Source organism: Sandaracinobacteroides sayramensis (assembly GCF_022014495.1).
GTDB lineage: Bacteria > Pseudomonadota > Alphaproteobacteria > Sphingomonadales > Sphingomonadaceae > Sandaracinobacteroides > Sandaracinobacteroides sayramense.
Genome location: NZ_JAKLSQ010000010.1, coordinates 378,207 through 403,445, shown reverse-complemented (window position 1 = coordinate 403,445; position 25,239 = coordinate 378,207). Strand labels below are relative to the sequence as shown.

Genomic DNA, 25,239 nt, shown 5'->3' with positions numbered 1-25,239 from the left:
CGGCCATGCGCTCGGCGCCTATCCTCCGGGCAGCGAACCGCTTTCATCTGGCCCCGCAATCGGAGAATAGGAATGCGCGAGAAACCGGAATCCGTCGGGCGCGAGGTTCTCTATGAAGTGGTGGAAGGCCATATCGGCCTCATCCGCCTGAACCGGCCCGAAAAGCGCAACGCCGTGAACGGCGACGTCGCTTCCGCGCTGGGCTGGATCGTGACGGAAACGGAGCGCGATCCGGAGATCCGCGCGGTGATCCTCGCCTCCACTTCGGACGGAGCCTTCTCCGCCGGCGCCGACCTTTCCGAAATCTCCAAGGGGCGCGGGCATACGCTGGCCACGCCCGATGGCGGATTCGGCGGCCTGACTCGCGCCAGGCGCGAAAAGCCGTGGATCGCCGCCGTCGCAGCCCCCGCCCTCGCCGGCGGCTGCGAGCTGGCCCTGTCGTGCGACATGATCGTCGCTTCCGACAACAGCCGATTCGGCCTGCCGGAAGTGAAGCGGGGGCTCTTCGCCGGCGCCGGCGGCGTTTTCCGCCTCACCCGCCGCCTGCCAGCCGCCATCGCCTTTGAACTGGTGGCGACCGGCGACCCGATCGAGGCGCCGCGCGCCTATGCCCTCGGCCTCGTCAACCGGCTGACCACGGCCGACAAGGTGCTGAACGAAGCCATAGCGCTCGCCAAGGCGATCAGCGTCAATGCACCGCTTTCCGTGCGCGAATCGCTGAAAGTCTCGCGCCAGAGCTTCGACCTGCCCGAGGAGGAGCTTTGGAAGATCTCCAGCAGGGCATCGGCGCTGGTGTTCGGTTCGGAAGATGCGAAGGAAGGGCCGGTCGCCTTCCTGGAAAAGCGCGCGCCGGTCTGGAAGGGCCGCTGATCCGGATGCGGGGAGGCTGCAAGCCCGTCCGGCACAAAGCTTTTATGTTCCGCCCTCTTCCCTTCTCGCCCGCACCGCTTACATAAGGCGGCCGGCGAAACGGAGAGCATCATGAATCACAAACGCGGACGTGCCCGTAACCGCCGAGCCGGTTGCAAGCTGTGCAAGCCCTGGAAAGTGAACGGCCACCGCACCGAGCGGAAGGATGGCGAGAAGTTCAGCGACCACCGCCGCCGGCAGGTTGCCGGAGAAGAAGCCGCCCGGCTTAGCTGAAAGCTGGATCAGGCGTCCGGTTCCAGCAGGCGGTGCAGGTGCACCACCACATATTTCATCTGCGCATCGTCCACCGTCCGCTGCGCCGCGCCGCGCCAGGCGGACTCGGCTGCTGAATAGTCGGGAAAAATGCCCACGATATCGAGGGCGGTGGGGTCTTCGAAATCGAGGCCGCGCGGGTCGGTGACCCGGCCACCGAAGACAAGATGCAATTTGCTCATGCGGCGGCCTCTAGCTTGCGATATTCCCCGGTCAAGGCCGTCAATGTGCGTTGCAGCCATGCATCGAAATCCGGCCCCTCCCAGGCGCGATGGTCGCCATGGGCATAGGCCAGTGCATTCCGATGGTATATCAAGGCGTTCATCCGGTTGGCGACCCAGTTGTTCGCCATGCGGATCACCTTCGCCGGAGAGCCGACGACAATGGAATTGGGCGGCACGATGGTGCCGTCCTTCACATAGGCATGCTGGCCGACGATCGAATTGTCGCCGATGTGGCTGCCGCCATAGATGGTGGCGTTGATTCCGATCAGCACATTGTTGCCGATGCTGCTGCCATGGATCGTGGCGTGATGGGTGATGGAACAATGCGAACCGATGACCACCGGCCGGCCGGGATCGGTGTGGATCATCACGAAATCCTGGACGTTGCTGTAGTCGCCGATCTCCACATGCGCCGCTTCGGAGCGGACGACGGCGTTGCACCAGATGGAACTGCCCTCCCCCATCCGCACCCTGCCATAGAGCAAGGCGCTGGGATGGACGAAGGCCGCCGCATCGAGATCGAGTTCGCTGTTCCCCGCCATGGCCGGCAGGCTATTTCGTCCGCTTCATGAAGTCCACAAGCGCGTCGAAACCGTTCTTCTCGATATAGGCCTTGAAGTCGGCTTCCTGGGTCAGCGCCACGTTCACGCCGTTCACGGTGATGTTGGAAACCAGGGGCTTGGCGCCCGCCTTCACCTGCCAGATGGCGTCGATCGGCTTGCCGCCCTTGGGGTCGGTGATCCGGGTGTAGACATCGACGTCACCCCGGTTGCCGCGCGGCACCGTCCGCACCACCGAGACCTTGGCGGTGGCGAAATCGTAGAGGCGATCGGAATAGGTGTTCACCACGAAGTCCGGCAGCGCGGCGCGATAGGCCTCGATCTGCGCGTCGGTCAGCTTGATGGGGCTGTTCGGCGCGCGATAGGAGCGAATCAGGCGCAGCCCGGTTCCATCGACATCGAAATTGGCGCGCAGAAGCGCGCGGAACTTGGCGCGGCCTTCGGCCCGGGTCAGGCTCTTGTCCTGCAGCACCGCGAAGGCCTGATTCGCCAGATTGTCGATGAACGCGCCCGCGGCCTTCTGCTGCGCTGGCGTGGCGGCCCCGGCGGCGGCCTGTTGCGCCGCGGCGGGCGAAACGGCGATCGGGCTCATCAGCGCAAGCGCGATGGCGAAAATGGCTGGCTTCAAATTTTTGCTCCCTTCACATTCCGCCCCTCGTCCCATCAAAAGCGAAAAGGGGCCGGTCGCATGGACCAACCCCTTGACGCATTTTGGCTTTCGGCCGCCTGAATGGCAGGCCTCAGGCGCGGCGGCGGCCACTCGCCGGCAGAAGCGCGCCGATGACGGCACCGGCAGCCAGCGCCGCCAGAATCACCGTCGCCGGATTGTCCTGCGGCTGCTTCTTCGCCCAGCGGCCCGCCTCCACGGCGGCTTCGCGCGCCCGCTCGGCCGCCTCACGCGCGGCCTCGGCCGCTTCATGCGCCCGCTCGCGCGCCACTTCAGCGGCATGGGCGGCCTGTTCGCGGGCGGAATCCGAAAGCACGGCCGCCTTGGAACGGGCGGCGTAATAGGCGCCCTCGGCCTTTTCACCCAGATGCTGGGCTTCTTCCTTCACCTTGCCCCAGGCTTCGTTCGCCTTTTCGCCCAGAGTCTCTTCGGTCTCGTTCATCATGTCGGGATCCTCCATGTCATAGGCCGCGTAAAGCGGAACGGTCGTTCGCCGGCTGAGATACCAGACGGCCGCGGCAGCCAGCAGGCCCGTCAGCGCGCCCCCCGCCACAACCGTGCGGTTTTCCTTCACCCACTCGACGCTGTCGTCGACCAGGTCGCTTGCCACGTTCAGAAATTCGTCGGTCACGCGATCCACCTCCGCCCAGGCCGCTTCCTTCATTTCGGCCACGATATTGCGTGGCCGCATGCGAACGGCCAGTTCTTCAAGATTGTCGGACAGGCGCGCCCGGCGCGCATCTGCTTCGGTTTCGAGAAGGGCCAGAGTCTGCGGCACCCCCACAGTCTCCGCCAGCAGTTCCACGTTCTTCATGGCCTCTCCGTTTCCGCGCTTGCGGTTTCCTCCATCGGCAAGGGCGCCCCTTGCGCCGACAGACGCTCCAGATCGCGGGACATGCGCGACAGGCTGCGCTCCGGCAGCAGGCGGCGTGTGGAAATCGCCTCCTTCCCGCTGCGCACGAGCAGCCAGCCGGCTACGGCACAGATGCCTGCCACGATCAGCAACGCCGCCAGCATGCCCACCAGATGGGCAAGTGCGACTACAGCGGCGACCGCCAGCAACACGATCGTCACCGAAATCAGCAAGGCGCCCGCGCCGATCCTCGCCGCATCGCCGGCGAATCCACGCAAATTCTCGCCGGTTTCCAGCCGCGCCATCGCCGCTTCGGCCCGGATGAGGCCGCCCGCGTCGGCGGCCACTTCCGTCCAGGTGTCGACGAACGAACGCCGCCCGGGGGCAGCGCTCGCTGCGCCACCGGGCGCCTCAGTCGTCACCATTGCCCTTCAGGAAGCGGGCAAGGGCAAAGCCGATGACGGCGGCGGCGCCGACGGCGATCGCCGGGTTGTTGCGGACGATCGAGCGGGCGTCCTCGGCGATCTCGTCGACATTCCTGTCGCGCAGTTTCGACGAGAATTTGTCCATGCTGTCGGCCGCCTTGCGGGCGAAATCGGCGGCCTTGGCGTTGCCGCCGCCGGAACCGTCGTCCAGCTTGCTCGCCATTTCCCGGGCCGCGCCGGCCAGTCCATGCACGGCTTCCGCCGCATAGTCCTTGCCGCTGGTCGCGGCGGACTTGGTGGCGCCACCGGCCTTCGCGGCGATTTCCGCCACATCGTCCTTCACTTCGACCAGAACGTCGGAAGCCTTTTCGCTCACCTTCTGCGCAACCTGGCTGGTGTTGCCGGCCACATCGTCGGCGAGATCGGTGATCGTCGTGCCCTTAACAGCCATTCTTCAAGTCCTTTCGGTGCACCGCCGGGGACGAGTCGCCCCCGGCATTCGGAAAACCTCTCTCACTCCCCAAGCTAGGGAGCCAATTCAGGCTGCCAAGCCCTCCGATGCGATTCCAGTGGAAAATCCGATGATTTCACCGGATCTTCATCAAAGCACCTCGAACAGCCCCGCCGCGCCCATGCCGCCACCGATACACATGGTGACGACCACATATTTCGCCCCGCGCCGCTTGCCTTCGATCAGCGCATGGCCCGTCAGTCGCGCGCCCGACATGCCGAAGGGGTGGCCGATCGAAATGGCGCCGCCGTTCACGTTCAGCCGATCCATCGGAAGCCCCAGCTTGTCCGCGCAATATACCACTTGAACCGCGAAGGCTTCGTTAAGTTCCCAAAGGCCGATGTCGTCCACCGTCAATCCATGCTGCTTCAGCAATTTCGGAATGGCGTAGACCGGACCGATCCCCATCTCGTCCGGCTCCAGGCCGGCGACCGCGATGCCGACATAGCGGCCAAGCGGCTGCAACCCGCGCCGCGCCGCTTCGCCGGCCTCCATCAGCACCGAGGCGGAGGCGCCGTCCGAAAGCTGGCTGGCGTTGCCGGCGGTGATGTTGAGGCCGGGGCCGCGCACCGGCTGCAGGCCCTTCAGCCCTTCCAGCGTCGTCTCCGGCCGGTTGCCTTCGTCCTTCGACAAGGTGACGACATGTTCGGAGACTTCCTTCGTCTCCTTGTTGACCATCTTCATGGTCGTCGTCATCGGCACAATCTCGTCGTCGAACCTGCCGGCTGCCTGGGCCGCCGCCGTCCGCATCTGCGACTGATAGGCATATTCGTCCTGCCGGTCGCGGCTGATGCCATAGCGCCTGGCGACGACTTCCGCCGTGTCGATCATCGGCATGTAGACATCCTGGTGCATCGCCACCAGCTCGGGGTCGGCCTGGAAGAAGAAGCGGTCCGTCTGCACCGTCGAAATGCTGTCGACACCGGCCCCGACGGCGACCTGCATGCCGTCGACGATGATCTGCTTCGCGGCGATGGCGATCGCCATCAGCCCGGACGAGCATTGCCGGTCGATCGTCTGGCCGGAGACGGTGACCGGCAGCCCGGCCCTCAGCAGCGCCAGGCGCCCGACGTTGGAAGCGCCCGAGCCCTGCGTCAGCACGCAGCCCATCACCACATCGTCGACTTCCGGGCCTTCGAGCTTCGCCCGCTCCACGGCGGCCTTCACCGCATGGCCGGCCAGAGTCGGCGTCAGGGTGGCATTGAACGCGCCACGGAACGCCTTGCCGATCGGCGTGCGGGCGGTCGAAACGATTACGGCATCACGCATTTTCATCTCCCGATATGGTTGCCGCCGTCGATGGCCCGGCCATCTCCGGCGTTTTCAGAAAATCAGCCCCAGTCAGACCGGGGCGTGTCAGAGGGCAGCCTGTCAGAGGTAGGCGAGCGACAGCCATTCCGCCGAGAGCGCGGGCTTGTCCTCCCCTTCGATTGCGACTTTGACCTCAACGGTCGACTGGAAAACGCCGGGCGACCGCTCCACCACGTCCAGCAGGCGGAAATGCCCCCGGACCCGCCTGCCGGACTTCACCGGCGCCAGGAAGCGGATGGAATTGAACCCGTAGTTCACGCCCATCTTCGCGCCCTCGATCCCCGGCATCGCATCATAGGCCATGGCCGACAACAGCGAGAGGCTGAGGAAGCCATGGGCGATGGTGGAGCCGAACGGAGTCGCCTTCGCTCTTTCGGGGTCGATGTGGATGAACTGATGGTCTTCCGTCACATCGGCGAAACGGTCGATCCGCTCCTGCGAGACTTCGATCCACGCCGATGTGCCGAGATCCTTTCCCTTCAGCTCCAGATATTCCGCGATTGGCAGCGTTCGCGACATCCTCACTCCCCTCATCAGGCCAGCCGTCAGGGCAGTTCCATGGCCCCCGGCGGACAGGGTGGCAAGAGGTGGAGGCGGCGCTCTCAGTCGGCCCCGGCAGTTTTGCCAGCCCGTCTGGTCTTGCCCGCCAGATGCGCCGGCCGCGACGGCTGCTGGCCTTCGGGATGCGGCGGAACGATACGGCCGTCCGGGCCGGCGAGGTAGCTCGTCTGCGACGGGAAGGCGAAATCGATCTGAAGCTCGGCAAAGCGGCGGATGATCGCCACCATGACCGCCTGCCGCGCATCGAACATCGTCTGCAGGTCCGGCTTGCCGACCTGGAAGACCAGTTCATAGTCCAGCGCCGAGGTGGCGAACTGGAACAGGTGGCAACGGTCGAACCGGCAATTGGGAATGGCGTTCACGATTCGCTCGATTTCGTCCGGGATGGACTCCAGCAGGCCCGGTTCCGTCTGGTAGATCACCTCTATCAGCAGCACGACGCGGCGATGGCTGAAATCGGCGAAATTGTTGATCTGCTGGTTCAGCAGATTGGCGTTCGACATCACCACCACTTCACCGGAAAGCGCCCTCAGGCGCGTGGTCTTGAGGCCGATATTCTCGACCGTCCCCACGACTCCCTGCGCTCCGCCGACCTGGATCGTCTCGCCCCGCTGGAACGGGCGGTCGAGCAGGATCGAAAGCGCCGCGAACAGGTCGGAGAAGATGCCCTGCGCGGCAAGGCCGATGGCGATACCGCCGATCCCGAGGCCGGCGACCAGCGCAGTCACATTGACCCCCAGATTGTCGAGCAGGATGATTCCGGCCAGCGCCCATACCACCATGTTGATGATGACGGAGAGCACGCCCACCGCCGACGACATCGCCGGATCCCCCTCCGACTGCTCGGCCCGGCGCTCGACGAGCGAGATCAGGAATTCGCGCACCCAGAAGGCGCCCTGTACCGCGCTGGCGATGGTGAACAGGAAGGTGATCAGGCTGTGCCAGGCGGAAGGCGCGCCGAACAGGTTGCTGGCGATCTTCATCGCCGCCGTCATCAGGAAGAAGCTGCGGGTTCTGGCGATCACCTTCAAGGCCACCCAGCCCCAGCTTCCGAACAGCACATTGCGCGCCAGCCGGTTGCGGGCATAGCTGCGAACCGCCACGAACAGGGCGTAAAGCACGAAACCGATGCCGATCGCCGCCAGCAGGCCGAAACTGTCGGTCCGAAGCCAGTGGAACAGTTCGCGGGTCAACTCCTCGGCCTGCTCGGGCAGGCTGGTCGTTTCCACCCCCGGCAGGGTCAGCAGTTCCTCCGCGGTGGCGGGCGCTTTGGCGGCGTAGGGTGTGAATCCGATCATCGTCCTGATCTAAAGCGGGTGGGGGGCGGGCCGCAACCGCCCATGTTCGGGAATAGCGCCGGCAGCTAGCCGCCAGAGGGGCACATGGGTAAAGACAGGCCATGGCCGCCCCAAAGGAATTCGAAACCGCCTCCGGCTCCCCTCCCCTCGCACTGGTGACGGGGGCCGCCAGGCGCATCGGCGCCGCTCTGGCGCGAACGCTGGCCGAGGAGGGTTTCCGCCTCGCCCTCCACTACAACAGTTCCCGTGCCGAAGCGCAGGAACTGGCGGCGGAACTCGCGGCGGAAGGCCATCCGGAGCCGCTGGTGATCCAGCAGGAGCTGATGGCGCCCGATGCGGCCGATTCGCTCTTCGCGCGCCTTCCCAGCCCCCCGCAAATCCTGGTGAACAACGCCTCCCTGTTCGAGGAGGACAGGCTGGGCGCTGTCGATCGTTCGATCTGGGAAAGGCAGATGGCGGTCAATCTTGCAGCCCCCGCCCTTTTGATCGACCGTTTCGCCCGGGCATTGCCGGAAGGCGCGAACGGGCTTGTCGTCAATCTGGGGGACGCCAAGCTTGCCGCCCCCAATCCCGACTTCTTCAGCTATACCATTTCCAAATTCGGCCTGGCGGGGCTTACCGAAGTGGCCGCCCAGGCCCTGGCGCCGCGAATCCGGGTGAACATGATCAATCCGGCCATCACGCTCCTGTCGGGCGAACAGAACCGCGCCAATTTCGAAGCGGCGCATGTGCGCAACGCGCTCCACCGCGGAGTCCGGACGGAGGACCTCGCCCGCGCGCTTCGTTTCCTGATCCAGACGCCGACGATCACCGGCCAGACGCTCACCATCGATTCCGGCCAGCGCTTCCTCGCACTTCCGCGCGACGTCGCCTATATGGTCGCGTCATGACAGTTGTTCCCCTTCACGAAGGCCGGCAAGGCGCCGTCAGCCCCCGCACGCACAAGGTGATCCTGGAAGATCTCGCCGTGCATGCCGACATCGGCTTCCACGACTTCGAAATCGGCACGCCCCAGCGCTTGCTGGCCACGGTTTCCGTCACACTGGATCTTGCCCACTGGCCCAGCAGCGACACGCGCGAGGCCAGCTGGAACTACGACTTCATCCGCTCCAGCATCATCGATCTCATCCGGGACCGGCGCTTCAATCTGCAGGAAACCCTGGCGGAGGAAATCTTCGCCCTGATCGCCCAGAAGCCCGGCGTGATCGCGCTCAGCGTCTGGCTGAAGAAACCGGATGTCTATCCGGATGCCCGGGCCGTCGGTGTCCTGCTTTCCAGCGAATGACCGTCAGGCTGGCGGCGGAAGCGTGCGCCCGCAGGCGCCGATCGCCTCTCGCGCCAGACGATAGTCTCCGGCCAGCCCCTCCTGGCCCGCAAGAGCGGGAGGCAGTTCGGCGGGAAGGCCGCAGGCCAGCGCCCGCCACAACAGCGTGCGCGGCTGGATAGGAACGGCCCGCTCCACCAGATCGCCGGCGCTGGCGCGAACCTCCGGCTCCCGGCCCGGTGAACGCCGCACCACCAGCGTGAGCGGCCTTCCGCCTTCCGTCCGCAGGAAGAACTGGCTTTCCGATGTGCCGGGCACGTCGCCTTGCGTATGGAAGCCGTCGGCCACCCCCGTAACCATCAGCCCGAGCGCCCCAGGCTGCTGCGCTTCCTTGAGAATCGCCCGCACCTGAGCCTCGGCCTCCACTGTCCAGGGCTGTTGCCCGGCATTCGAAACAAGCTGCAGCGCCTGCACTTCCGGCCGGGCGCCGCCGGCCATCGGCCTGGCGAAGACCAGCAGCCTGTCCTCCCGCGCGAAAGGCGGCCTGCCCTTGGCTCCAGCCGCCCCTTGCCAAAGCCAGGCGGCCCCCTCGGGCAGCAGGGAGGGCGCCTTCAGGGCCGTTTGCAGTTTCGCCTGCACCAGGGCCCGCACCTGTCCGGGCGGAACATCGGGCGCGTCCTTCTTCGAGAGGCGATCGACCCTGTCGACCGCCCCCACCAGCACCACCGGGCTCGCCAGCGCCAGATCGGCATAATCCGTCCAGCCGATTTCAGCACCAGGATGAAGAATCTGCGCCTCGCCGGGAACGGCGAATAATGTCATCCATGAAAAAAGCGGCCACGCCAGCAGAGCTTTGCGGCCCCCTTGGGAAAACAGTCTGTTCATTACCTGCTCATGCTACACGAAAATCGGTTGCGGCCGAAAGGGGGCGAGGGTATCAAACTTGCGTCTGGGTCGCGCCTTTGGACCGATCCGACCTGCAGAAGGCCGGTTCAATCCGGTATCTACGGCGGTCGGTTCGCGATAATATCGTGTTGCAGCCCGGCAAGGTCACCCGGTAAGGGGGGCATCCGAATCGGATGCCTCGGGATCCGGGCAGGCGCTCGCGCGCTTGTGCTGACCCAATAGGGAGAGGAATAAGGGGCAGGGTCGGTTGGCTATCGGGAAACCGGTGGCAAACAGGCCATGGGTTTTCAGGCGGCGGCTGCTGCGGCCGCCACGTGAGGGAGTGGCACTGAGCCTATGTCGTATCTTCAGCAGGAAGGCATCAGCCGTCGAACGTGGTACGCGATCATCATGGTCGCGTTGCTGCATATCGCGCTTGGCTACGCCCTCGTTTCTGGTCTTGCCGTTAAGGCCGTCAAGGTCATCACCGGGCCGCTGGAAACGGTGAATATCGAGGAACCGGCTCCGCCGCCGGAGGAAACACCGCCGCCGCCGCCGAAGCTGGAAGAAATTCCGCCTTATGTGCCGCCGCCGGACGTGGTGATCGAGCAGACGGCTCCGCCGCCGCCGACGATCACGACGCAGACGACGATCGCGACCCCGGAACCGCCGCGTGTGGCTCCGCCCGCGCCGCCGGCTCCGCCCGCACCGCCGCCGCCGGCTCCGCCCGCCATCGCGCCGACCGCGCCTCAAGCCATCGCCCGCACCTTCACGGTGTCGGAAGATGACTATCCGGACGCCTCGCGCCGGGCCGGCGAGGAGGGTGTGACCGGCGTTCGCGTCACCGTCGGTGCCGATGGTCGGGTGAAGGCCTGCTCCGTGGTCAACCCCAGCGGTTTCAACCGCCTGGACGAACGGGCCTGCCAGATCGCCGAACGCCGCTGGCGCTTCAAGCCCGCCACGCAGAACGGCCAGCCGGTCGAAGCGACCATCACGCGCAACTACCGGTGGCAGCTGCAGGAAGGCCGGCGCTAGGACAGCGCCGGTTCTTCGGCTGACTTCATCAAATTCTGAGACATATTTTCGCTAGAGGGAATAGATATGGCTGCTGTTACGACTGAGAACCCGTACGGCCTTGTTGCCGCGCTCGAACAGGGCGGCATCGTCGCCCAGGCGATCTTTGGCATCATGGTTCTGATGTCGATCGTGTCCTGGTACATCATGATCACCAAATGGTTCGAGCAGCGCAAACTGCTGTCCGAAGCCGCGAATGTCGAAAAAAAGGTCTGGTCGGCGACCAGCCTCAAGGAAGGCACCGCCAAGCTCGAGAAGAACTCGGCTTTCCGCCAGCTGGCTGACGACGGCCTGCGCGCCTTCGACCACCATGAAGGCAAGCTGACCGACCAGATCGACCAGCACGAGTGGGTGACGATGAGCCTCAACCGTTCGGCCAGCCTCATCGGCTCCAAGCTGAACTCGGGCCTCTCCTTCCTCGCTTCGGTCGGCGCGACGGCTCCGTTCATCGGTCTGCTCGGTACCGTTATCGGCATCTATCGCGCGCTCGTGAACATCGGCATCGCCGGTCAGGCCTCGATCGACAAGGTCGCCGGCCCGGTGGGTGAAGCCCTCATCATGACGGCCATCGGTCTCGCGGTCGCGGTGCCGGCGGTGCTCGGCTACAACTATCTCGCCGGCCGCAACAAGGCGATCATGGAGCGCCTGAACACCTTCGCGGCCGACGTGCACGGCTATCTGCTTTCGGGTTCGCGCGTTGCCCGTGCGGCTCCCGTCGCGGCTGCGGCTCCGGTTGCCCCGAAGAAGTAAGTCTGTCGGTCTTCAGTCTGGTTTAGGGGAAAAATCCCATGGCAATGAACGTCGGTGAGCAGGAAGAAGGCGGACTGATGTCCGAAATCAACACCACGCCCCTCGTGGACGTGATGCTGGTTCTTCTCATCATCTTCCTCATCACCGTTCCCGTCGTCATCCAGACGGTGCCGGTCGAACTTCCGAAGGTCGCGAACATCCCCACCACCACCAAGCCCGAGAATGTGCCGCTGTCGGTTGACGCCAATTGCGACATCTTCTGGGGCCTGGGGCGGTTGGATTCGACCGACCAGCTACGCGAAAAGGGTGCGGCCTATCTGCTTTCCGAGGTGGAGAAGCAGAAGGCCGCCGGCGCGAAGATCGAACTTCCGGAAGTGCACATCCGCGGTGACTCCAACACCGAGTATCGCTGCGTCGGCGGGGCCATCTTCGCCATGCAGCGGGCCGGATACCAGAAGATCGGGTTCATTTCCGAGCCGCCCGCCGGCAACGTCACGCGCTAAGTTTCAGGAGCTACAACCATGGGAATGTCAGTCGGAGCCGCAGGCGGCGAAGACAAGCCGATGGGCGAAATGAACACGACGCCGCTGATCGACGTCATGCTCGTGCTGCTCATCATGTTCATCATCACCATCCCGATCCAGACGCACGCGACGAAGCTCGACCTTCCGCCGCCGACGCCGAGCAACAATCCGAACATCAAGCCCGACTTCAACCAGATCAACATCGACTTCCTGAACACCATCTACTGGAACGATGAGGAAGTGACTCTGGAACAGCTTGATACCTATCTGAAACAGGTCGGAGCCATTCAGCCAGCTGAATCGCAGCCTGAGCTGCGCCTGAAGCCCGACCAGATGGCCAGGTACGAGATTGTGAACCGCGTGATGGCGATTGCCCAGCAAGCGGGCATCAAGAAGATGGGTTTCGTCGGGAACGAGGCCTACGCTTGAGCTTCGGCTCAACCAAACGGCCTGAAACGCGAAACAGATTGGGGCGGAGGTTTTCCTCCGCCCTTTTCTTTTTGGCGCTTGTCACCGGAAAGACCTTAGGCAGAAGCGCTGCGCTGGGGGGAAGCCCAGAAGAGCCTAAGGGTGCGCCTTGTCTTGGAGCTTTGAAACGCGGTCCAGCGCTATCCGCTCATGTCCCCGCCCGCTAGTCCTAGGTTGGGGCCTCATATTCCCCTTCGTCACCCCACTCCCCTTCGTCACCCCACTCCCCTTCGTCACCCCGGCTTGACCCGGGGTCCAGTTTTCCCGCCGCCGTGGGCAAGAAGCGGTATCCCGGGTCAAGCCCGGGATGACGGAAAATATATCCATTACTTTTATGGGTTTTCAGCCTGGTCCTGGCACGGCCCTTCCGAAGGCAGAATCCGGGCCTCTCCCCATTGCAGCGAATTTCAGTGGCTGAAAGCGCTGTCCACTTCGCTGAAGCCCATGGCCTGCAGTTCGGCCAGCCGGGCATAAAGGCCCTTGCGTTCCAGCAGCGCATTGTGCGTGCCGGTTTCCACGACCGAACCGCCATCCATGACGATGATTCGATCCGCGTCTTTCACGGTGGAAAGGCGATGGGCGATCACCAGGCTCGTCCGCCCCTGCATCAGATGCTCCAGCGCCTCCTGCACCGCGGCTTCGCTTTCAGCGTCGAGGGCGCTGGTCGCTTCGTCCAGCAGCAGAATCGGCGCATCCTTCAGAATGGCACGGGCGATGGCGAGCCTCTGGCGCTGCCCGCCTGAAAGCTGGGTTCCGCCCTCCCCCATCTCCGTATCCAGGCCTTCAGGCAGAGCCCGCAGGAATCCAGCGGCATTGGCGGCTTCCGCGGCCGCCCATATCTCCGCCTCGTTCGCGTCCGGCCGGCCATAGGCGATGTTGTAACGGGCCGTTCCCATGAAGATCACCGCCTCCTGCGGCACGACGGCAATGCGCGCGCGCAACTCCGCCGGATCCACCTGCCGCAAATCGACGCCGTCCATGCGGATGCAGCCGCTCTCGGGGTCGTAGAAGCGCTGCACCAGCTGGAACAGGGTGGACTTGCCAGCCCCCGACGGGCCGACAAAAGCCACCCGCTCGCCCGGAGCGATCGAAAGATCGAAACCGTGGATCGCCGGAAGTTCCGGCCGGCTGGGGTAGCGGAACTCGACCTTCTCGAAAGCAAGCCTGCCTTCGGCCGGCAGCGGCAATGCCTCAGGGTCGGCGGGTTTTTGAATGGCCGGCTGCTCCGCCAGCAAGTCGCGCACCCGCGCCGACGCTCCAGCCGCGCGCATCACATCGCCATAGACCTCGGTCAACGCCCCGAAGGCGCCTGCCACAAGGGCCGCGGCCAGCACGAAAGCGGTGATGGTGCCGCCGCTCATCTCGCCGGAGATCACATCGTTCGCGCCCTCCCACAGCACCAGCGTAATGGCCCCGAACACCAGCGTGATCACGATCGCCGTCATGATCGCGCGCATTCGCACCCGACGCTTGGCCGTGCCGAAGGCCATTTCCACCGTTTCCGCGAACCGCAGCGTCTCGCGCTGCTCCGCCCCGAAAGCCTGCACCACCTTGATGCCGCGCAGCAGTTCGGACACCAGCGAGCCGACATCCGCCACACGGTCCTGGCTCTTCTGCGACAGCAGCCGCACCCGTTTCCCCATATAGGTGATGGGCACGATCACCAGCGGAATCACCACCAGCATCAGGCCGGTCAGCTTCGGCGAAAGGCTCAGCAGATACACGAGGCCGCCAAGCCCCATGAACAGGTTCCGCAAGGCAACCGACGCGGAAGTGGCCACCACCTGTTCCAGGATCGCCGTGTCGGCGGTCAGTCTGGAGGCGATCTCGGATGGGCGATTGGTCTCGAAGAAAGCCGGGTCCAGCCGCAACAGATGCGCCTGCACGTCCCGCCGCAGGTCGGCGACGACACGCTCGCCCAGCCAGCTCACAAAATAGAAGCGGACGGCGGTCGCGGCGCCCAGCACCAGCACGATCCCCAGCAACCCCCAGAAGTAAGGCGCGATGTCGGCATCGGCCCCGGCCCCGAAGCCGCGATCCACCACCAGCTTGAAGCCCTGCGGAATGGCCAGCGTGGCGCTCGCCGCCACCACCAGCGCGATCAGCGCCGCCGTCAACTGCGCGGGGTAACGCCGGGCATAGCCCCACAGCAGCCCCAGGTTCGAAAGCTTGCGCGCAGCCGCTGCCTTCGCAGCGTCCTGTGCAGCCTCGGGCGATTTCACTGCAGGCGGTTCGGCGGTCTTTTCGGAAGTCACCGCGCTCCCATAGGCGCTCGCCGGCCCTTCCTCAATCTCTCTTGCCAATCCCGCGACCCCATGGGATCAGTTCGCGCGAAAGGAAGTCGCCGATGGCCGCCACCGAACTGATTGCGCTTGCGGCCAGCTTCAGCCTGCTGGCCGGATGGCGCCTGTATGCGACCGTGCTGGTCGCCGGCTTGGCGATGCATTTCGACCTGATCCCCCTGCCCGAGCATCTCCAGTCCCTGGACGTGCTGGGAAGCCCCTGGATCATCGGCGCGGCGCTTCTGGGCGCGGTCGCGGAGTTCCTGGCCGACAAGATCGCCTGGGTCGACAGCGCCTGGGACGGAGTCCACACCATCATCCGCCCGCTGGGCGGCGCGCTGCTGGCGCTTGCCATCATCGACCCGAGCCAGCCGGTCTGGCAGATCGTCACGCTGCTGCTGGGCGGCGGCTCCGCCTTCCTCACCCATGGCGCCAAGGCCTCGGCCCGCGCCGCCGTCAACACCAGCCCGGAGCCTGTCTCCAACGTCGTGATGTCGGGCGCCGAGGACGTGGCGACCACGACGACGCTTCTCATCGCGCTGGCCAACCCCTGGATCGCGCTTGCGCTGGTCGCGCTGCTGCTGGCGGCTACCGTCGGCATCTTCCTCGCCTTCCGCCGCTTCGTGAAGGACATAGGGGAATTGTTCAGCCCGGCCGAAAAAAAGCCGCCGACCGGGGGGTGAAACGCCCTTCGTCAGTCCATCCGCCGGCCTGGCATGCGCACCAGATAAAGCGCGACGCCGCCCAGCAGCAGAAACACTATCGCAATGGCGATGCCCGGGCGAACTGAGCCGGTGACGCTGGCGATACCGCCCACCAGGGTCGGTCCGATGAAGGCCGTTGCCTTGCCGACGAAGGCGTAAAGCCCGAAATAGGCAGCGATCTTTCCCGGAGGTGCCAATATGGCCATCATCGTGCGCATGCCGGCGATGGTGAAAGCCGCCCCCGCCGCGATGAACGCCCCCGACACCATGAAACCCCATTCCTGAGGGCTGGAAAGGGGTGTGCCCAGCGCCACCCCGGTCGGGAAACCGAGAAGGCGGCTTTCATCCGTCAGGATCACCGACGCGGCGCCAAGCGTCATCAAGGCCAGTCCCAGCAGCGCCAGCCGCCTCGCCCCGATCCGTCCATCTATGAAACCGCCCGAGAAACCGCCGATCACGCCGAAAACGGTGATGACGAGCCCGAAGCGCGCCAGCGAATCCGCTTTCCAGCCGAAAGCCGCGGCGGCCAGAACCGCGCCGAATCCGAAAACGATCGCCATGCCGTCTGCCGCGATCATGCGGGCTATCAGGAACAGCCGCATATTCCGGTCCGCCCAGGCCTCCCGCAAGGTGTCGCGCAAATCCTTCAGGCCCTGCCGAACCGAGGGCCCGTTCGTCGCCGGCCTGTCCTTTGCGACGAGCAGGAAGGGCGTCAGAAATATCAGGATCGCAACCGCCGCGATCGGCCCGGCGAGCCGATCCACGCCATTGGCCGCACCGGCGACAAAGTCGGGCGGGCTGGAGGACAAAGCCAGCACCAGCAGCAGCACGGCAATTCCCGCCAACTGGCTGAAACCGAACGACAGCCCGGACAAAAGGCCCATGCGCTCGCGCCGGCAGGCGACGGGCAGGAAGGCGTTGGTGAACTGGTTCATCAACTCCATCGCGACCGAGGCGACGAAGATGGCCAGGGCCACGGGCAGCAAGGAAACCCCGGGCGCCGCGAACCAGAGCGAGCCGGCCGCCACGAAGGCGACGGCGCCGGCTCCCGCCAGCCAGGGCTTCAAACGGGAGCCGGAATCCGCGATCGAGCCCAGAAGCGGCGCCAATATGGCGATGGCAAGCCCGGCAGCCCCAAGCGCATAGCCCCAGAGGCTTGCGCCAACCGCCGCCGAAGCCGCCAGCGTCCCCGCGAAATAGGGGGCGAAGACATAACGCTGCACAAGGTTGAAATAGGGCTCGTTCGCAGCCTCGGTCAGCGCCCAGGCGGTTTCCTGCCGTGTCAGGCGACTCACCGGCTCTGCCTCCGCGCGTCTACCGGCCAGAATTCCAATGCTCCATCCTCGTCCGCGACCCACAAGCCGTCGTGCAGATTGACCGTTGGGTCGACATGGCCGGGCTGCAGCCAGACGAGCGCTCCATCGGCCGGCCATTCAGGCCGCTTGAAGGCCGGATCCGCCTCGATCCGGTCGACCGCGGAAAGCCCGAGCTCCGCGAACAGCCCCAAAGCCTCAGGGTGAAGGAGCGCGGCATGTTCGTCCCCCATGAAACGGAAGCGGCACCCTTGCGGCACACCGGCCACCGGGCGGGCGGCAGGGCCATCGGCGGCAAGCGCCTTCAACCCGGCGTCGACCGTCACATGGCTCTTGCGCTGGCTGGACACGACGGTGGCGGCCAGGAACAGGGCCGGCTCGAACGCCGCGCCGGCATCGCCATATTGCACATCCATCAGCGCGTAAGAGCCGGCCTGCAACTCGGTGAAGACAGCTGCGGCCAGATCGAGGGGAGCGGTACCCGTTCCGCCGCCGCTGACCACCGCCGGACGCAGCCCCTGCGAAGACAATCCGGCGATCAGCCGCCTCAGATGCTCCATTGCCGCCTGATGGGCGCTGGCCCGTTCGCGCTCGGCCTGCAGATGGCCCAGGTAGCATTGCAGCCCGCCCCAGCGAAAATCGGCGGCGATGATGGCCTGCACAAGCTTTGGCACATCGGCAAAGCGGGCGCCGCTGCGGTGCTGCCCGCCATCGACATCCGCCAGCAACGACAATGAGAAGGCGCCAGCCATTCCGGCCTGCGCGACCTGCGCTTCGCTGTCGACGATAGCGGCGACTTCCGCACCGCTTACGGCAATTTCCTCCAGAATCCGCCAGCCCCATTGCGGAACCGGGGCGGAGATCAGCAAATCCCGCACGCCGGCCCGGGCATAAGCTTCGGCTTCACCAACCGTCTGGCAACAGATACCGATCGCGCCCAACCGCAGCTGCTCCAGCGCCAACCGGCTGCATTTCGCCATCTTGCCATGCGGCCGCAAACGAACACCCGCGCTGTCGCACGCGGCCTGCATCGCGCGCAAATTGGCCATCATGGCTTCGCGGCGCACGGCAAGAGCCGGGGTGCGCGGCGGCCGCACCCGCGCCAGGAATTCGCTCAGCGCGTCCATGGCAGATGGTCGATATCCACATTGCCGCCGGTCAGGATCACACCGATCGTCTTGCCCTGCGCATCCCAGCAACGCTCCAGGATCGCCGCCAGCGGCACCGCGCTGCTGGGTTCCACCAGCAGCTTCATCCGGGTCCAGATCAGGCGCATCGCTTCCAATATCGCGGCTTCCGACACAGTGACCACGGCCTGCACATGCGCGCGCATGATCGCGAAGGTGAGCGGGCTCATGGCCGTGGTCAACCCATCGGCAACGGTGGCCAGCGGCAGCACCTGCGGCTGCAACACCCCCGACGTAAAACCCCGGGCAGCGTCGTCCGCCGCCAGCGGCTCGGCGGCGACCACCGACAGGCCAGGCGCCAGCCCGCCGGCGGCGATCGCCGTTCCCGCCAGCAGCCCTCCCCCTCCCACCGGGCAGGTGACGGCTTCCAGTTCCACCCCCGCATCCTCCAGCAACTCCACGAAGCAGGTGCCCTGCCCTGCGATCACCGCTTCATTGTCGAACGGCGGAATCAGCTTTGCCCCCGTTTCCCCGACAATTGCCGCGGCAGCGGCTTCGCGCGCGGCGAGCGTCGGCTCGCATTCGACGATCTTCGCGCCATATCCACGCACGGCGGCTTTCTTCACGGCCGGCGCGTTCGCCGGCATCACCACATGTGCTGCGATCCCGCGCGTGCGGGCCGCCAGCGCCAGGGCGGCCGCATGGTTGCCGCTGCTGTGGGTGACGACGCCGCAGCGCGCCATTTCATCGGGCAGGGACAACACCGCATTATAGGCTCCACGCGCCTTGAAGGCCCCGGAGCGTTGCAGATTCTCGCATTTGAACAAAAGCCTCGCGCCCGCGGCCTCGTCGATTTCGCGGGACGTGAGGATTGGCGTGCGGTGGATGTAGGGCGCGATCCGCCCATGGGCGATGCGGATATCGGCCAGGCTTGGAACGGGCTGCATGCGGGCAGGACTGTGATGCCCTGCAAGCCGCTGGTCAACGCGCCTTTTCATCTGCGGCAAATCCTGCCGATTCGAGACATGCGGTGGCTGGGGTGCCAGGATTCGAACCTGGGAATGGCGGTACCAAAAACCGGTGCCTTACCACTTGGCGACGCCCCAAGGGCTCGATAACCCGCTAATTTCCGGGTGTTTCTTGGGTGTAGTGAGTTTGGCGAAGACTTGCAACGGCAAAACATGAGACCAGAAAGGAGACTGGAGATCATTGATTTGCTCCGGATTTCCATGGATTTTCGCCATTTTTAAGTGTCGCAGCGCCTGCGATTTTCTTTGCATGCGGATCGTTGCGTAAGGCGCATCGGATCACCGGTCAATGCCGAGAAAAGCCCTGAATCCAGGGACATCGGGACGATCGAGTGACACTGCTGGCCGGAGCGTTGGGCGCCTAGGTAATGCGCCTGCTATTCAGCCACACAAGGACGTCTTGGAGCTTGAATCGTGGGCATCGCCGGTTCTTGCTGTCACTCGTGCCCAGCTCATACTCGCGGGGGAAACCTCTTGGAGGACGAGCGCGTAAACGATCGATCTGACGTCGTGATAAGCGCGCCAGGCCCGCAAACTCGGACACCGTGATCAGGCCCGGCGAGTTGCTGTCGATTTGAGGAAGAGTAGCCGCTGCATCTTTGGGCTTGCTGCGCGGGGCAGTTCGTGGATCGGAGGGCGCTTCGACGCTCACACGTTCGACGTCGCCACTCTCATTGGCGTGGTGGGCCATATCATCCTCGATGACTGTTCGAGGGCGGCGAATTGGACATCGAGGTGTCCCGCTTCAGTCTTCCGACCACCAACTCGGCCTGAGTTCCGCCGTCACCGACTTGATCGCCGCGTCGGCGACGAGATCGACGCAGGCTCGCTCAAGCGGTCGCAGATCGGTGTGGAGCAAGGTTTGCGGGACGGGCATGCGTTGCGCCATGAACAGGATCGGAAGCACGATATGCCCGGCTGACAGGCCGAGGCGGATTGTCCCGTTCAAATGATCATCGAGCTTCGCGCCGGGATTGCCCGCTTCGATTTCGCGCAGCCAGCGCAGGCTCACGCCCATTTCGTCGGCAAGTTCGCCCTGCTTGATACCGCGGCGGCGGCGTTCTTCCCTGATCCGCTCGCCGGAGATCTTCTTTACCAGCCGGAGACCCAGGAGGTCGGATTCTGCAAGATGTTCTGGTTGTGCCATCTCATTCTCCCTGTGTGGAGAAAGTGCTTCGCCATGAAGTGCATCTTGCGGCGATAACGCGGGCACCGCAGCCTGTTCAATTCCAACTCGTGCAGGTTCCGCAGGAAGTGACTTGCCGAGTGTGAATTAGAATCCAAACCTGCGATAGATACGGACCTATTCAAGCCGAACGAATCCGAGATGGCATAAATTGAACAACAGGATGTGAATTGCCGATCTTCATGGATTCATCAATGGATTTTGGATATCTCCGGTTCGGATAAAGTTCGCACTCATGTAACTAATTTGACCTTCAGCGGCATCTGACTTCCTGTTGCTATTGCGCGCTGTTCAATCCGCTTTCATGCACTGAGCGTCTTCGGACGACCGGCCAGAATCGCCGACCGCTCCGGAGCTTCGCAATCACCATCAGCGGCGCCTGGGCGCCGAACAGGGAGTCGTGCATGACGAAGCCGATTATCGGCGCGATGGCCGCTGCCCTGGTGTGCCTGACGGGCACGCCGGGGCAGGCAAAGGCCGACCAGAAGGCGCCGCCGCCCCGCGAACCCAGCCGCCTCGTCGAGGTCGCCGATGGCTTCGCCATCTGCACATGCGGCTCCCCCTGTTCCGAGACGGCCAAAACACGCCCCGAGCCGATCCGCGTCGGCGCGAATGTCCGACTGGACGCCACCTTGATCGCGGCGGGGTCTCAGCCGCGCGCGAAGGAGAGCAGCGATGCGCGCCAATAGCATCGTCCGGCTGTGCGCCGCTCTCTCGCTTGGCGTCGCCATCCCCGCGCTCGCGCAGGAACGGCCTGACCCAGCGCTGGCGGCAGCGGCCGAGGAAGCGCAGCAGCAGCTCCAGCAGACGTTCACGAACCTCACCATTGAGGATTTCGGGGAATCCCCGGTCAAGGGGCCGATCTACCAGGCGAGCGCGGGCGGGCGCATCATCTACTATGCGCCCGAGAGCGAGCATTTGCTGTTCGCGGCCGTCTATGACCGCAACGGCCTCAACGTCACCGCGCTTGCGCAGGATGCGGCGGCTCGCAGGAAGCTCGCCACAATCGACACCGGCAAGGCATTCGTGCTCGGCCCCGCCAATGCGCCCAGCGTGATCGAGTTCACCGATCCCGACTGTCCCTATTGCCGGGCGCTCGACCGCTTCTGGGCGGCCAAGGCCGCCGAGGGCAAGCCGGTGCGGCGCCTGATCTTCTTCGTATCGGGCATTCATCCCGAAGCCGCCGCCAAGGCCGAGCATATATTGTGTTCGCCGGACAGGCAGGCGGCCTTCAAAGCAATTTACGGCGGCGCGGCGCCCGATGTGCTGCGCACCTGTCCGGAAGGCGCCGCCAAGGTGCGGGCCGATGCCGAAGTGGTCGGCAAGATCGGGATCAGCGGCACGCCGACCATCATCGCCGACGGCAAGCTGATTTCCGGCTTCCAGCAGGCTGAACTCGAAACCTTCCTGAGCGAGCGCAAGGCGTCCCGCGATGCCCGGCCCTGAGCGCCTTTCCATCCCCTTTCATGGCGGACGTGTGCGGTTCCGCGATCCTGCGTCGCGCAGGACGCCGGACCCCGCGGACCGGAATGCCGACGGCCTGGCCCTTTTGGGCCGTCCAGCCACGCCGTCGGCCGACACCGATCATCATCGATGCCGGCAGGCATGTTCTCGGGCGGCCCATATTCGACGGAGCAAGTCTATGATCAGGAAAATCGGCAGCCGGGTCGCCCCGGTCGCCAATGTCGGCCTCCCTTTGGCCGCTCTCGCCCTCGTCAGCGGTGGCGCCCATGCGTTCACCGCTCCCGCGGCGGGCGACCTTGGCTACGATATCTACGACATCGTGGTCAACAAAGGGGTCAAAGGCCCCCTCGGCTTCGTGGGCGGCGTCGCGGCGTTCCTCTTCGGCGTGTCGCGGCTGTTCTCGAACGTGATGGTGGGCATCCCGACCATCGTCGCGGCGGTCTGCCTCATCAAATCCGACACCATCCTCCAGACTTTCGGAATGGTGATCTGACCCTCCTGTCCGCGCGCGCCGGCACGGGCGCGCGCGGACACCCTGAACCAGGGCGCGCAGGCGCTTTGGGAGCCACCCCATAGCGATCCCCAAGGTGGTTTTGAAGCAAGAGGAGAAGGCTCGTGGACGAGCGGCTACCCCAATATCTGCACAAGCCGGTCCAGATCCTGTGGTTTGGATCGGACGAGTTCGTGCTGGTGATCACGACCATCTTCGTCGCCGTCATCGTCGGCGGAGTGCTCGGTTGGGCGCTGGTCGCGGGCCTTCTTCTTTTCGTCCCCTGGCTGCGCACCAAGCCGAGGGGCTTCATCCCGCATCTGGCCTGGCGCTGGGGCCTTGTCGGCTTCCGGCACTATCCCGGCCCGACGCAAACCCGCTTTTTCGAGTGAGCCGGCCCATGTTCCGACGCTCCTCCCGAACGCCCGCCGATCCGCTGCTCGGCAAGCCCGCCAGCTACGGCATCCACCGCTACCTCCAGGGGTCGAGCAACCTGTTCGAGGAGAACAGGTTGCTCAAGCTCGCCGTGGTCGGCCTGTTCGGCATGACCGCCGTGCTGGGCACGGTGATCTACACGTCCAACCAGAACACGCGGACGGTGGTGGTGCCGTTCGGTGCGGGCGGCGATCTCTATGTGACGGGCAACAAGCCGTCCGAAGCCTATTTGCGGGCGATCACCCGCAATGTCGTCTCGCTGTCGGGCACTTATTCGGCCTATTCGGCGGACCGTCAGTTCCGCGAGTTGCTGAGCATCGTGCATCCGTCCGGCTACAACGGGATGCGCGACAGCCTCAACCGGCTGCTCGACGAACTCGCCAACAACCCCACGCTGTCGATCGCGACCTATATCCGGTCCGACCAGCCTGTGACCTGGACCGACCGCGAGATTCTCGTGCCGGTCGAAAAGCAGCGGGTCATCGGCGGCGTGATCCGCAAATTCCGCGGCAATCTGCGCATTCGCTACGCGATCGACAACGGCCGCTTCTGGCTGACCGCGCTCAACGAGGAAAATTTCGATGTGGAACCCCGCTAGGCCCCGCTCGCGGGCGCTGCCGGCGCTTGCCCTGCTGCTGGCGCCGCTCCCGGCTATGGCGCAGACCATCGTCGCGCTGCCCGACCAGACCAGCACCATCCGGCTGTCCAATCGCGACATCAACCATGTCATCTGCGCGGGCGGCGAGATCGAGGACGTGAAGTTCTCGGCCGAGAAGGCGATCGCCGTCGAGCGCGCCGGGTCGGACGCCTGGATCAAGTTTCTCGTGCGGGAAGTCGACGACGCCGGCGCGGTCACGCGCACCTTCGTCACGGTCCCGTCCGAGTTCTTCATCACCTGCAACGGCGCGGTCTATGCCCTCTATGCCGAGCCCTCGGACATCCCCGCGCAAACGGTGATGCTCCAGCCCGGCGGCGCGCAGCGCGCCCGCGCCAATGAAGATCTGCTCGGCCCGCTGGTCGAGGAAGAACGCGCCGTCTCGATCACCCTCTCAATGCTACAGGACCGCATCCCCGGCAGCTTCACGGCAGTCGCGCCGCGCGCCGACAAGGTCCGTCTCACGGAGCTGCCGGGCGCCAGCGTTGACGAGCGCCGCCGCGTCGAGATCGAGGGCTCCGGCCTTTCGGCTTCCGAATATCTCGTGACGGTCGGCGCCGACGCCACGCTCGACGAGCGCAGCTTCCTCGACCGTGCGCTCGGCGCCAACATCTTTGCCGTCACGCTCGACCGGACGGTCCTGAAGGCGGGCGAGACCGCCCGGCTGATCGTCGTTCGCCGGGGAGCCGTCCAATGACCCCCGTGGACGAACCGTTCGACGATGGCGACGATGGCCTCGATCCCGGCTCCTATCGGGCGCATCTCGCCGCGCAGGCGCGGGCCGACACGCCCGAGACGATGCGCGGCCCCGCCCTGCTGGATATGCGGGCGCGATGGGCGGGGCTGTCCTCGCGGCAGCAACTGCGCGCCAAGCAGGCTGGCGTCGCCGGCGTGATCGGCCTGCTCGGGCTCGGCCTCTATATGGCGAGCGGCGACAAGGCGCAGGAAGTGGCCGCGCCGGCGTCGTCCAATCTCGACATGGGTGCCGGGCTTCGCGGCGACAGTCTGGAAATCAAGCTGCGCGGGGATCTGAAGAAGATACTCGACGGACAGAATCTGCTCGGCGAGCGTGTCACCGCGATCGAGGAAGGCAAGATCGGTCCCGGCGCCTCCCCGGCCGGAGGCGGCGACCTGCCGCCTGCGTTGTCCGGTGATGCCCCGGCCTTTCCCGAGCCGCCCGCCGCCGATGTCGACGCGGCCACCGCTGCGCCGCCAGCCATTCCCTCCGCGCCGCCTGCACCGCCGGCGCCGCCGGTGGAGAAGACGGTGGGTGCGATCGGTGCGGCGACCGCTCCGGTTGCCGCGCCCGATAGCGCCGCTAAAAAAAAGACCCGGACGATCTATTTGCCGCCTGGTTTCATGAAGGCGAGGCTGCTGACGGGGATCGACGCGCTCGCCAGCCGGGACGCGACCAGCAATCCCGAACCGCTGATCGCTCGCGTGCAGGCGCCCGCCGTGCTCCCGAATGACGTGAAGGCGAACCTTGCCGGCTGCTTCGTCATCGGCAACGCGACGGGATCGCTCGCCAAGGAGCGCGTCGAAGTCCAGCTCGTGTCGCTCTCCTGTGTGGATTTCGACGAACGCTCGGTCGTGGATCAGCCGCTCAAGGGCTTTTTCGTCGACACCGACGGAAAAAAGGGCCTGTCGGGCAAGGTCGTCACCCGTGCCGGCGCCGCGCTGGCGCGTGCCTTTATCGCGGGCACGATCAGCGGCTTTGCCGATGCCGTCGACAACAGCTTCGGGGACGTCTCGACCTCCGCGCTCGGCAGCGTCCGGACGCTGGACGCCGGCGATGCCGCGAAAAGCGGGATCGCCGAGGGACTATCGCGGTCCTCGGACAAACTCACCGATTTCTATCTCGACCTCGCCCGCCAGGCCGGTCCGATCGTCGAGGTCGGCGCCGCCAAGGAGGTGGTCGTGGTCATTCAGGAGGGCGTGTCCCTCGAAATCAAGCCGACCGCGGGGAGCAAATTCTGATGCCCCCGCTTCACCTCCAAC

At 65.3% G+C, this 25,239-nt stretch carries 31 protein-coding genes and 1 tRNA gene; 16 read left to right on the top strand and 16 right to left on the bottom strand.

Annotated elements, in window-relative coordinates; translation table 11 throughout:
• Window positions 1–72 precede the first annotated feature (72 nt).
• Together L6Q21_RS10160 and L6Q21_RS10155 are read left to right on the top strand one after the other, a co-directional pair.
• Window positions 73–870: an enoyl-CoA hydratase-related protein gene (locus L6Q21_RS10160; protein ID WP_237830629.1), complete on the top strand. Its 798-nt coding sequence runs from the start codon at window positions 73–75 to the stop codon at window positions 868–870.
• Window positions 871–981: 111 nt separating this feature from the next.
• Complete coding sequence (locus L6Q21_RS10155; protein WP_237830628.1) at window positions 982–1,143, top strand: hypothetical protein; 162 nt, start codon at window positions 982–984, stop codon at window positions 1,141–1,143.
• Window positions 1,144–1,151: 8 nt separating this feature from the next.
• On the opposite strand, the gene L6Q21_RS10150 is transcribed toward L6Q21_RS10155, so the two are convergent.
• The 9 genes from L6Q21_RS10150 to L6Q21_RS10110 form a co-directional block, all read right to left on the bottom strand.
• Window positions 1,152–1,364 carry a DUF4170 domain-containing protein gene (locus tag L6Q21_RS10150; protein WP_237830627.1) on the bottom strand — a complete coding sequence of 71 codons (213 nt, stop codon included), beginning with the start codon at window positions 1,362–1,364 and terminating at the stop codon, window positions 1,152–1,154.
• The gene (locus tag L6Q21_RS10145; protein ID WP_237830626.1) at window positions 1,361–1,948 is read right to left on the bottom strand and encodes a gamma carbonic anhydrase family protein; all 588 of its coding nucleotides are present in this window, start codon (window positions 1,946–1,948) and stop codon (window positions 1,361–1,363) included. The genes L6Q21_RS10150 and L6Q21_RS10145 overlap by 4 nt, the downstream gene beginning before the upstream one ends.
• 10 nt (window positions 1,949–1,958) lie before the next feature.
• Window positions 1,959–2,594, bottom strand: a complete 636-nt coding sequence (locus L6Q21_RS10140; protein ID WP_237830625.1) for an MlaC/ttg2D family ABC transporter substrate-binding protein — start codon at window positions 2,592–2,594, stop codon at window positions 1,959–1,961.
• A 112-nt stretch (window positions 2,595–2,706) separates the two neighbouring features.
• Window positions 2,707–3,447: a DUF3618 domain-containing protein gene (locus L6Q21_RS10135; protein WP_237830624.1), complete on the bottom strand. Its 741-nt coding sequence runs from the start codon at window positions 3,445–3,447 to the stop codon at window positions 2,707–2,709.
• A complete protein-coding gene (locus L6Q21_RS10130) occupies window positions 3,444–3,911 on the bottom strand; it encodes a phage holin family protein (RefSeq protein WP_237830623.1) in 468 nt (155 codons plus the stop codon). Before L6Q21_RS10130 ends, L6Q21_RS10135 begins: the two co-directional genes overlap by 4 nt.
• On the bottom strand, window positions 3,898–4,362 hold the full coding sequence (locus tag L6Q21_RS10125; RefSeq protein WP_237830622.1) for a hypothetical protein: 465 nt from the start codon (window positions 4,360–4,362) through the stop codon (window positions 3,898–3,900). The genes L6Q21_RS10130 and L6Q21_RS10125 overlap by 14 nt, the downstream gene beginning before the upstream one ends.
• Window positions 4,363–4,512: 150 nt before the next feature.
• Window positions 4,513–5,691 (bottom strand): acetyl-CoA C-acyltransferase, encoded by a 1,179-nt coding sequence (locus L6Q21_RS10120; protein WP_237830621.1) that lies wholly within the window; start codon window positions 5,689–5,691, stop codon window positions 4,513–4,515.
• A 102-nt stretch (window positions 5,692–5,793) separates the two neighbouring features.
• The gene (locus L6Q21_RS10115; RefSeq protein WP_237830620.1) at window positions 5,794–6,252 is read right to left on the bottom strand and encodes a MaoC family dehydratase; all 459 of its coding nucleotides are present in this window, start codon (window positions 6,250–6,252) and stop codon (window positions 5,794–5,796) included.
• A gap of 83 nt (window positions 6,253–6,335) precedes the next feature.
• The gene (locus L6Q21_RS10110; RefSeq protein WP_237830619.1) at window positions 6,336–7,592 is read right to left on the bottom strand and encodes a mechanosensitive ion channel family protein; all 1,257 of its coding nucleotides are present in this window, start codon (window positions 7,590–7,592) and stop codon (window positions 6,336–6,338) included.
• A 101-nt stretch (window positions 7,593–7,693) separates the two neighbouring features.
• Here L6Q21_RS10110 and L6Q21_RS10105 point away from each other — a divergent pair, with 101 nt between their 5' ends.
• Together L6Q21_RS10105 and L6Q21_RS10100 are read left to right on the top strand one after the other, a co-directional pair.
• Entirely contained in the window at window positions 7,694–8,482 is a 789-nt protein-coding gene (locus L6Q21_RS10105) for an SDR family oxidoreductase (protein WP_237830618.1), read from the top strand.
• Entirely contained in the window at window positions 8,479–8,877 is a 399-nt protein-coding gene (locus L6Q21_RS10100) for a dihydroneopterin aldolase (RefSeq protein ID WP_237830617.1), read from the top strand. The genes L6Q21_RS10105 and L6Q21_RS10100 overlap by 4 nt, the downstream gene beginning before the upstream one ends.
• Before the next feature lie 3 nt (window positions 8,878–8,880).
• Here the strand turns inward: L6Q21_RS10100 and L6Q21_RS10095 are convergent, their stop codons facing one another.
• Window positions 8,881–9,678: a hypothetical protein gene (locus L6Q21_RS10095; RefSeq protein WP_237830616.1), complete on the bottom strand. Its 798-nt coding sequence runs from the start codon at window positions 9,676–9,678 to the stop codon at window positions 8,881–8,883.
• A gap of 420 nt (window positions 9,679–10,098) precedes the next feature.
• Between L6Q21_RS10095 and L6Q21_RS10090 the strand changes: the two genes are divergently transcribed.
• The 4 genes from L6Q21_RS10090 to L6Q21_RS10075 all read left to right on the top strand — a co-directional run bounded on the left by L6Q21_RS10090 (window position 10,099) and on the right by L6Q21_RS10075 (window position 12,518).
• Entirely contained in the window at window positions 10,099–10,776 is a 678-nt protein-coding gene (locus tag L6Q21_RS10090; protein ID WP_237830615.1) for an energy transducer TonB, read from the top strand.
• A 66-nt stretch (window positions 10,777–10,842) separates the two neighbouring features.
• Window positions 10,843–11,565 carry a MotA/TolQ/ExbB proton channel family protein gene (locus L6Q21_RS10085; protein ID WP_237830614.1) on the top strand — a complete coding sequence of 241 codons (723 nt, stop codon included), beginning with the start codon at window positions 10,843–10,845 and terminating at the stop codon, window positions 11,563–11,565.
• 38 nt (window positions 11,566–11,603) lie between these two features.
• Complete coding sequence (locus L6Q21_RS10080) at window positions 11,604–12,068, top strand: ExbD/TolR family protein (RefSeq protein WP_237830613.1); 465 nt, start codon at window positions 11,604–11,606, stop codon at window positions 12,066–12,068.
• Window positions 12,069–12,092: 24 nt separating this feature from the next.
• Window positions 12,093–12,518, top strand: a complete 426-nt coding sequence (locus L6Q21_RS10075) for an ExbD/TolR family protein (protein WP_237830668.1) — start codon at window positions 12,093–12,095, stop codon at window positions 12,516–12,518.
• A gap of 446 nt (window positions 12,519–12,964) precedes the next feature.
• Here L6Q21_RS10075 and L6Q21_RS10070 read toward each other — a convergent pair whose 3' ends face one another.
• Entirely contained in the window at window positions 12,965–14,779 is a 1,815-nt protein-coding gene (locus L6Q21_RS10070; protein ID WP_418895819.1) for an ABC transporter transmembrane domain-containing protein, read from the bottom strand.
• Between the two features lie 125 nt (window positions 14,780–14,904).
• Between L6Q21_RS10070 and L6Q21_RS10065 the strand changes: the two genes are divergently transcribed.
• A complete protein-coding gene (locus tag L6Q21_RS10065) occupies window positions 14,905–15,522 on the top strand; it encodes a DUF4126 domain-containing protein (protein WP_237830612.1) in 618 nt (205 codons plus the stop codon).
• Window positions 15,523–15,533: 11 nt separating this feature from the next.
• Here L6Q21_RS10065 and L6Q21_RS10060 read toward each other — a convergent pair whose 3' ends face one another.
• The 5 genes from L6Q21_RS10060 to L6Q21_RS10040 form a co-directional block, all read right to left on the bottom strand.
• On the bottom strand, window positions 15,534–16,838 hold the full coding sequence (locus tag L6Q21_RS10060; RefSeq protein ID WP_237830611.1) for an MFS transporter: 1,305 nt from the start codon (window positions 16,836–16,838) through the stop codon (window positions 15,534–15,536).
• A complete protein-coding gene (locus L6Q21_RS10055) occupies window positions 16,835–17,983 on the bottom strand; it encodes an alanine racemase (protein ID WP_237830610.1) in 1,149 nt (382 codons plus the stop codon). The genes L6Q21_RS10060 and L6Q21_RS10055 overlap by 4 nt, the downstream gene beginning before the upstream one ends.
• Window positions 17,971–18,930 carry a pyridoxal-phosphate dependent enzyme gene (locus tag L6Q21_RS10050; RefSeq protein ID WP_237830609.1) on the bottom strand — a complete coding sequence of 320 codons (960 nt, stop codon included), beginning with the start codon at window positions 18,928–18,930 and terminating at the stop codon, window positions 17,971–17,973. The genes L6Q21_RS10055 and L6Q21_RS10050 overlap by 13 nt, the downstream gene beginning before the upstream one ends.
• Before the next feature lie 84 nt (window positions 18,931–19,014).
• Window positions 19,015–19,089 (bottom strand) — tRNA-Gln (locus L6Q21_RS10045).
• Between the two features lie 667 nt (window positions 19,090–19,756).
• The gene (locus L6Q21_RS10040; protein ID WP_237830608.1) at window positions 19,757–20,224 is read right to left on the bottom strand and encodes a helix-turn-helix domain-containing protein; all 468 of its coding nucleotides are present in this window, start codon (window positions 20,222–20,224) and stop codon (window positions 19,757–19,759) included.
• Window positions 20,225–20,601: 377 nt separating this feature from the next.
• On the opposite strand from L6Q21_RS10040, the gene L6Q21_RS10035 reads away from it, so the two are divergent.
• The 7 genes from L6Q21_RS10035 to L6Q21_RS10005 all read left to right on the top strand — a co-directional run bounded on the left by L6Q21_RS10035 (window position 20,602) and on the right by L6Q21_RS10005 (window position 25,218).
• Window positions 20,602–20,886, top strand: coding sequence for a hypothetical protein (locus L6Q21_RS10035; protein WP_237830607.1), 285 nt, complete (start codon window positions 20,602–20,604; stop codon window positions 20,884–20,886).
• Complete coding sequence (locus L6Q21_RS10030) at window positions 20,873–21,643, top strand: DsbC family protein (RefSeq protein WP_237830606.1); 771 nt, start codon at window positions 20,873–20,875, stop codon at window positions 21,641–21,643. Before L6Q21_RS10035 ends, L6Q21_RS10030 begins: the two co-directional genes overlap by 14 nt.
• Window positions 21,644–21,839: 196 nt before the next feature.
• Entirely contained in the window at window positions 21,840–22,154 is a 315-nt protein-coding gene (locus tag L6Q21_RS10025) for a hypothetical protein (protein ID WP_237830605.1), read from the top strand.
• A 122-nt stretch (window positions 22,155–22,276) separates the two neighbouring features.
• On the top strand, window positions 22,277–22,543 hold the full coding sequence (locus tag L6Q21_RS10020; RefSeq protein WP_237830604.1) for a type IV conjugative transfer system protein TraL: 267 nt from the start codon (window positions 22,277–22,279) through the stop codon (window positions 22,541–22,543).
• An 8-nt stretch (window positions 22,544–22,551) separates the two neighbouring features.
• Window positions 22,552–23,184, top strand: coding sequence for a type IV conjugative transfer system protein TraE (locus L6Q21_RS10015; RefSeq protein ID WP_237830603.1), 633 nt, complete (start codon window positions 22,552–22,554; stop codon window positions 23,182–23,184).
• Complete coding sequence (locus tag L6Q21_RS10010; RefSeq protein WP_237830602.1) at window positions 23,168–23,938, top strand: type-F conjugative transfer system secretin TraK; 771 nt, start codon at window positions 23,168–23,170, stop codon at window positions 23,936–23,938. The genes L6Q21_RS10015 and L6Q21_RS10010 overlap by 17 nt, the downstream gene beginning before the upstream one ends.
• A complete protein-coding gene (locus L6Q21_RS10005; protein WP_237830601.1) occupies window positions 23,935–25,218 on the top strand; it encodes a TraB/VirB10 family protein in 1,284 nt (427 codons plus the stop codon). The genes L6Q21_RS10010 and L6Q21_RS10005 overlap by 4 nt, the downstream gene beginning before the upstream one ends.
• The last annotated feature ends 21 nt before the right edge of the window (window positions 25,219–25,239 follow it).

Bases quoted from the DNA above. Each gene is read 5' to 3' on its own strand.
- L6Q21_RS10125 (WP_237830622.1), bottom strand. From the start codon at position 4,362: ATGGCTGTTAAGGGCACGACGATCACCGATCTCGCCGACGATGTGGCC.
- L6Q21_RS10015 (WP_237830603.1), top strand. From the start codon at position 22,552: ATGTTCCGACGCTCCTCCCGAACGCCCGCCGATCCGCTGCTCGGCAAG.
- L6Q21_RS10130 (WP_237830623.1), bottom strand. From the start codon at position 3,911: ATGGTGACGACTGAGGCGCCCGGTGGCGCAGCGAGCGCTGCCCCCGGG.
- L6Q21_RS10055 (WP_237830610.1), bottom strand. From the start codon at position 17,983: ATGGACGCGCTGAGCGAATTCCTGGCGCGGGTGCGGCCGCCGCGCACC.
- L6Q21_RS10160 (WP_237830629.1), top strand. From the start codon at position 73: ATGCGCGAGAAACCGGAATCCGTCGGGCGCGAGGTTCTCTATGAAGTG.
- L6Q21_RS10080 (WP_237830613.1), top strand. From the start codon at position 11,604: ATGGCAATGAACGTCGGTGAGCAGGAAGAAGGCGGACTGATGTCCGAA.
- L6Q21_RS10025 (WP_237830605.1), top strand. From the start codon at position 21,840: ATGATCAGGAAAATCGGCAGCCGGGTCGCCCCGGTCGCCAATGTCGGC.
- L6Q21_RS10090 (WP_237830615.1), top strand. From the start codon at position 10,099: ATGTCGTATCTTCAGCAGGAAGGCATCAGCCGTCGAACGTGGTACGCG.
- L6Q21_RS10030 (WP_237830606.1), top strand. From the start codon at position 20,873: ATGCGCGCCAATAGCATCGTCCGGCTGTGCGCCGCTCTCTCGCTTGGC.
- L6Q21_RS10100 (WP_237830617.1), top strand. From the start codon at position 8,479: ATGACAGTTGTTCCCCTTCACGAAGGCCGGCAAGGCGCCGTCAGCCCC.
- L6Q21_RS10005 (WP_237830601.1), top strand. From the start codon at position 23,935: ATGACCCCCGTGGACGAACCGTTCGACGATGGCGACGATGGCCTCGAT.
- L6Q21_RS10150 (WP_237830627.1), bottom strand. From the start codon at position 1,364: ATGAGCAAATTGCATCTTGTCTTCGGTGGCCGGGTCACCGACCCGCGC.
- L6Q21_RS10120 (WP_237830621.1), bottom strand. From the start codon at position 5,691: ATGCGTGATGCCGTAATCGTTTCGACCGCCCGCACGCCGATCGGCAAG.
- L6Q21_RS10105 (WP_237830618.1), top strand. From the start codon at position 7,694: ATGGCCGCCCCAAAGGAATTCGAAACCGCCTCCGGCTCCCCTCCCCTC.
- L6Q21_RS10085 (WP_237830614.1), top strand. From the start codon at position 10,843: ATGGCTGCTGTTACGACTGAGAACCCGTACGGCCTTGTTGCCGCGCTC.
- L6Q21_RS10110 (WP_237830619.1), bottom strand. From the start codon at position 7,592: ATGATCGGATTCACACCCTACGCCGCCAAAGCGCCCGCCACCGCGGAG.
- L6Q21_RS10010 (WP_237830602.1), top strand. From the start codon at position 23,168: ATGTGGAACCCCGCTAGGCCCCGCTCGCGGGCGCTGCCGGCGCTTGCC.
- L6Q21_RS10065 (WP_237830612.1), top strand. From the start codon at position 14,905: ATGGCCGCCACCGAACTGATTGCGCTTGCGGCCAGCTTCAGCCTGCTG.
- L6Q21_RS10075 (WP_237830668.1), top strand. From the start codon at position 12,093: ATGTCAGTCGGAGCCGCAGGCGGCGAAGACAAGCCGATGGGCGAAATG.
- L6Q21_RS10035 (WP_237830607.1), top strand. From the start codon at position 20,602: ATGACGAAGCCGATTATCGGCGCGATGGCCGCTGCCCTGGTGTGCCTG.
- L6Q21_RS10145 (WP_237830626.1), bottom strand. From the start codon at position 1,948: ATGGCGGGGAACAGCGAACTCGATCTCGATGCGGCGGCCTTCGTCCAT.
- L6Q21_RS10135 (WP_237830624.1), bottom strand. From the start codon at position 3,447: ATGAAGAACGTGGAACTGCTGGCGGAGACTGTGGGGGTGCCGCAGACT.
- L6Q21_RS10155 (WP_237830628.1), top strand. From the start codon at position 982: ATGAATCACAAACGCGGACGTGCCCGTAACCGCCGAGCCGGTTGCAAG.
- L6Q21_RS10095 (WP_237830616.1), bottom strand. From the start codon at position 9,678: ATGACATTATTCGCCGTTCCCGGCGAGGCGCAGATTCTTCATCCTGGT.
- L6Q21_RS10115 (WP_237830620.1), bottom strand. From the start codon at position 6,252: ATGTCGCGAACGCTGCCAATCGCGGAATATCTGGAGCTGAAGGGAAAG.
- L6Q21_RS10050 (WP_237830609.1), bottom strand. From the start codon at position 18,930: ATGCAGCCCGTTCCAAGCCTGGCCGATATCCGCATCGCCCATGGGCGG.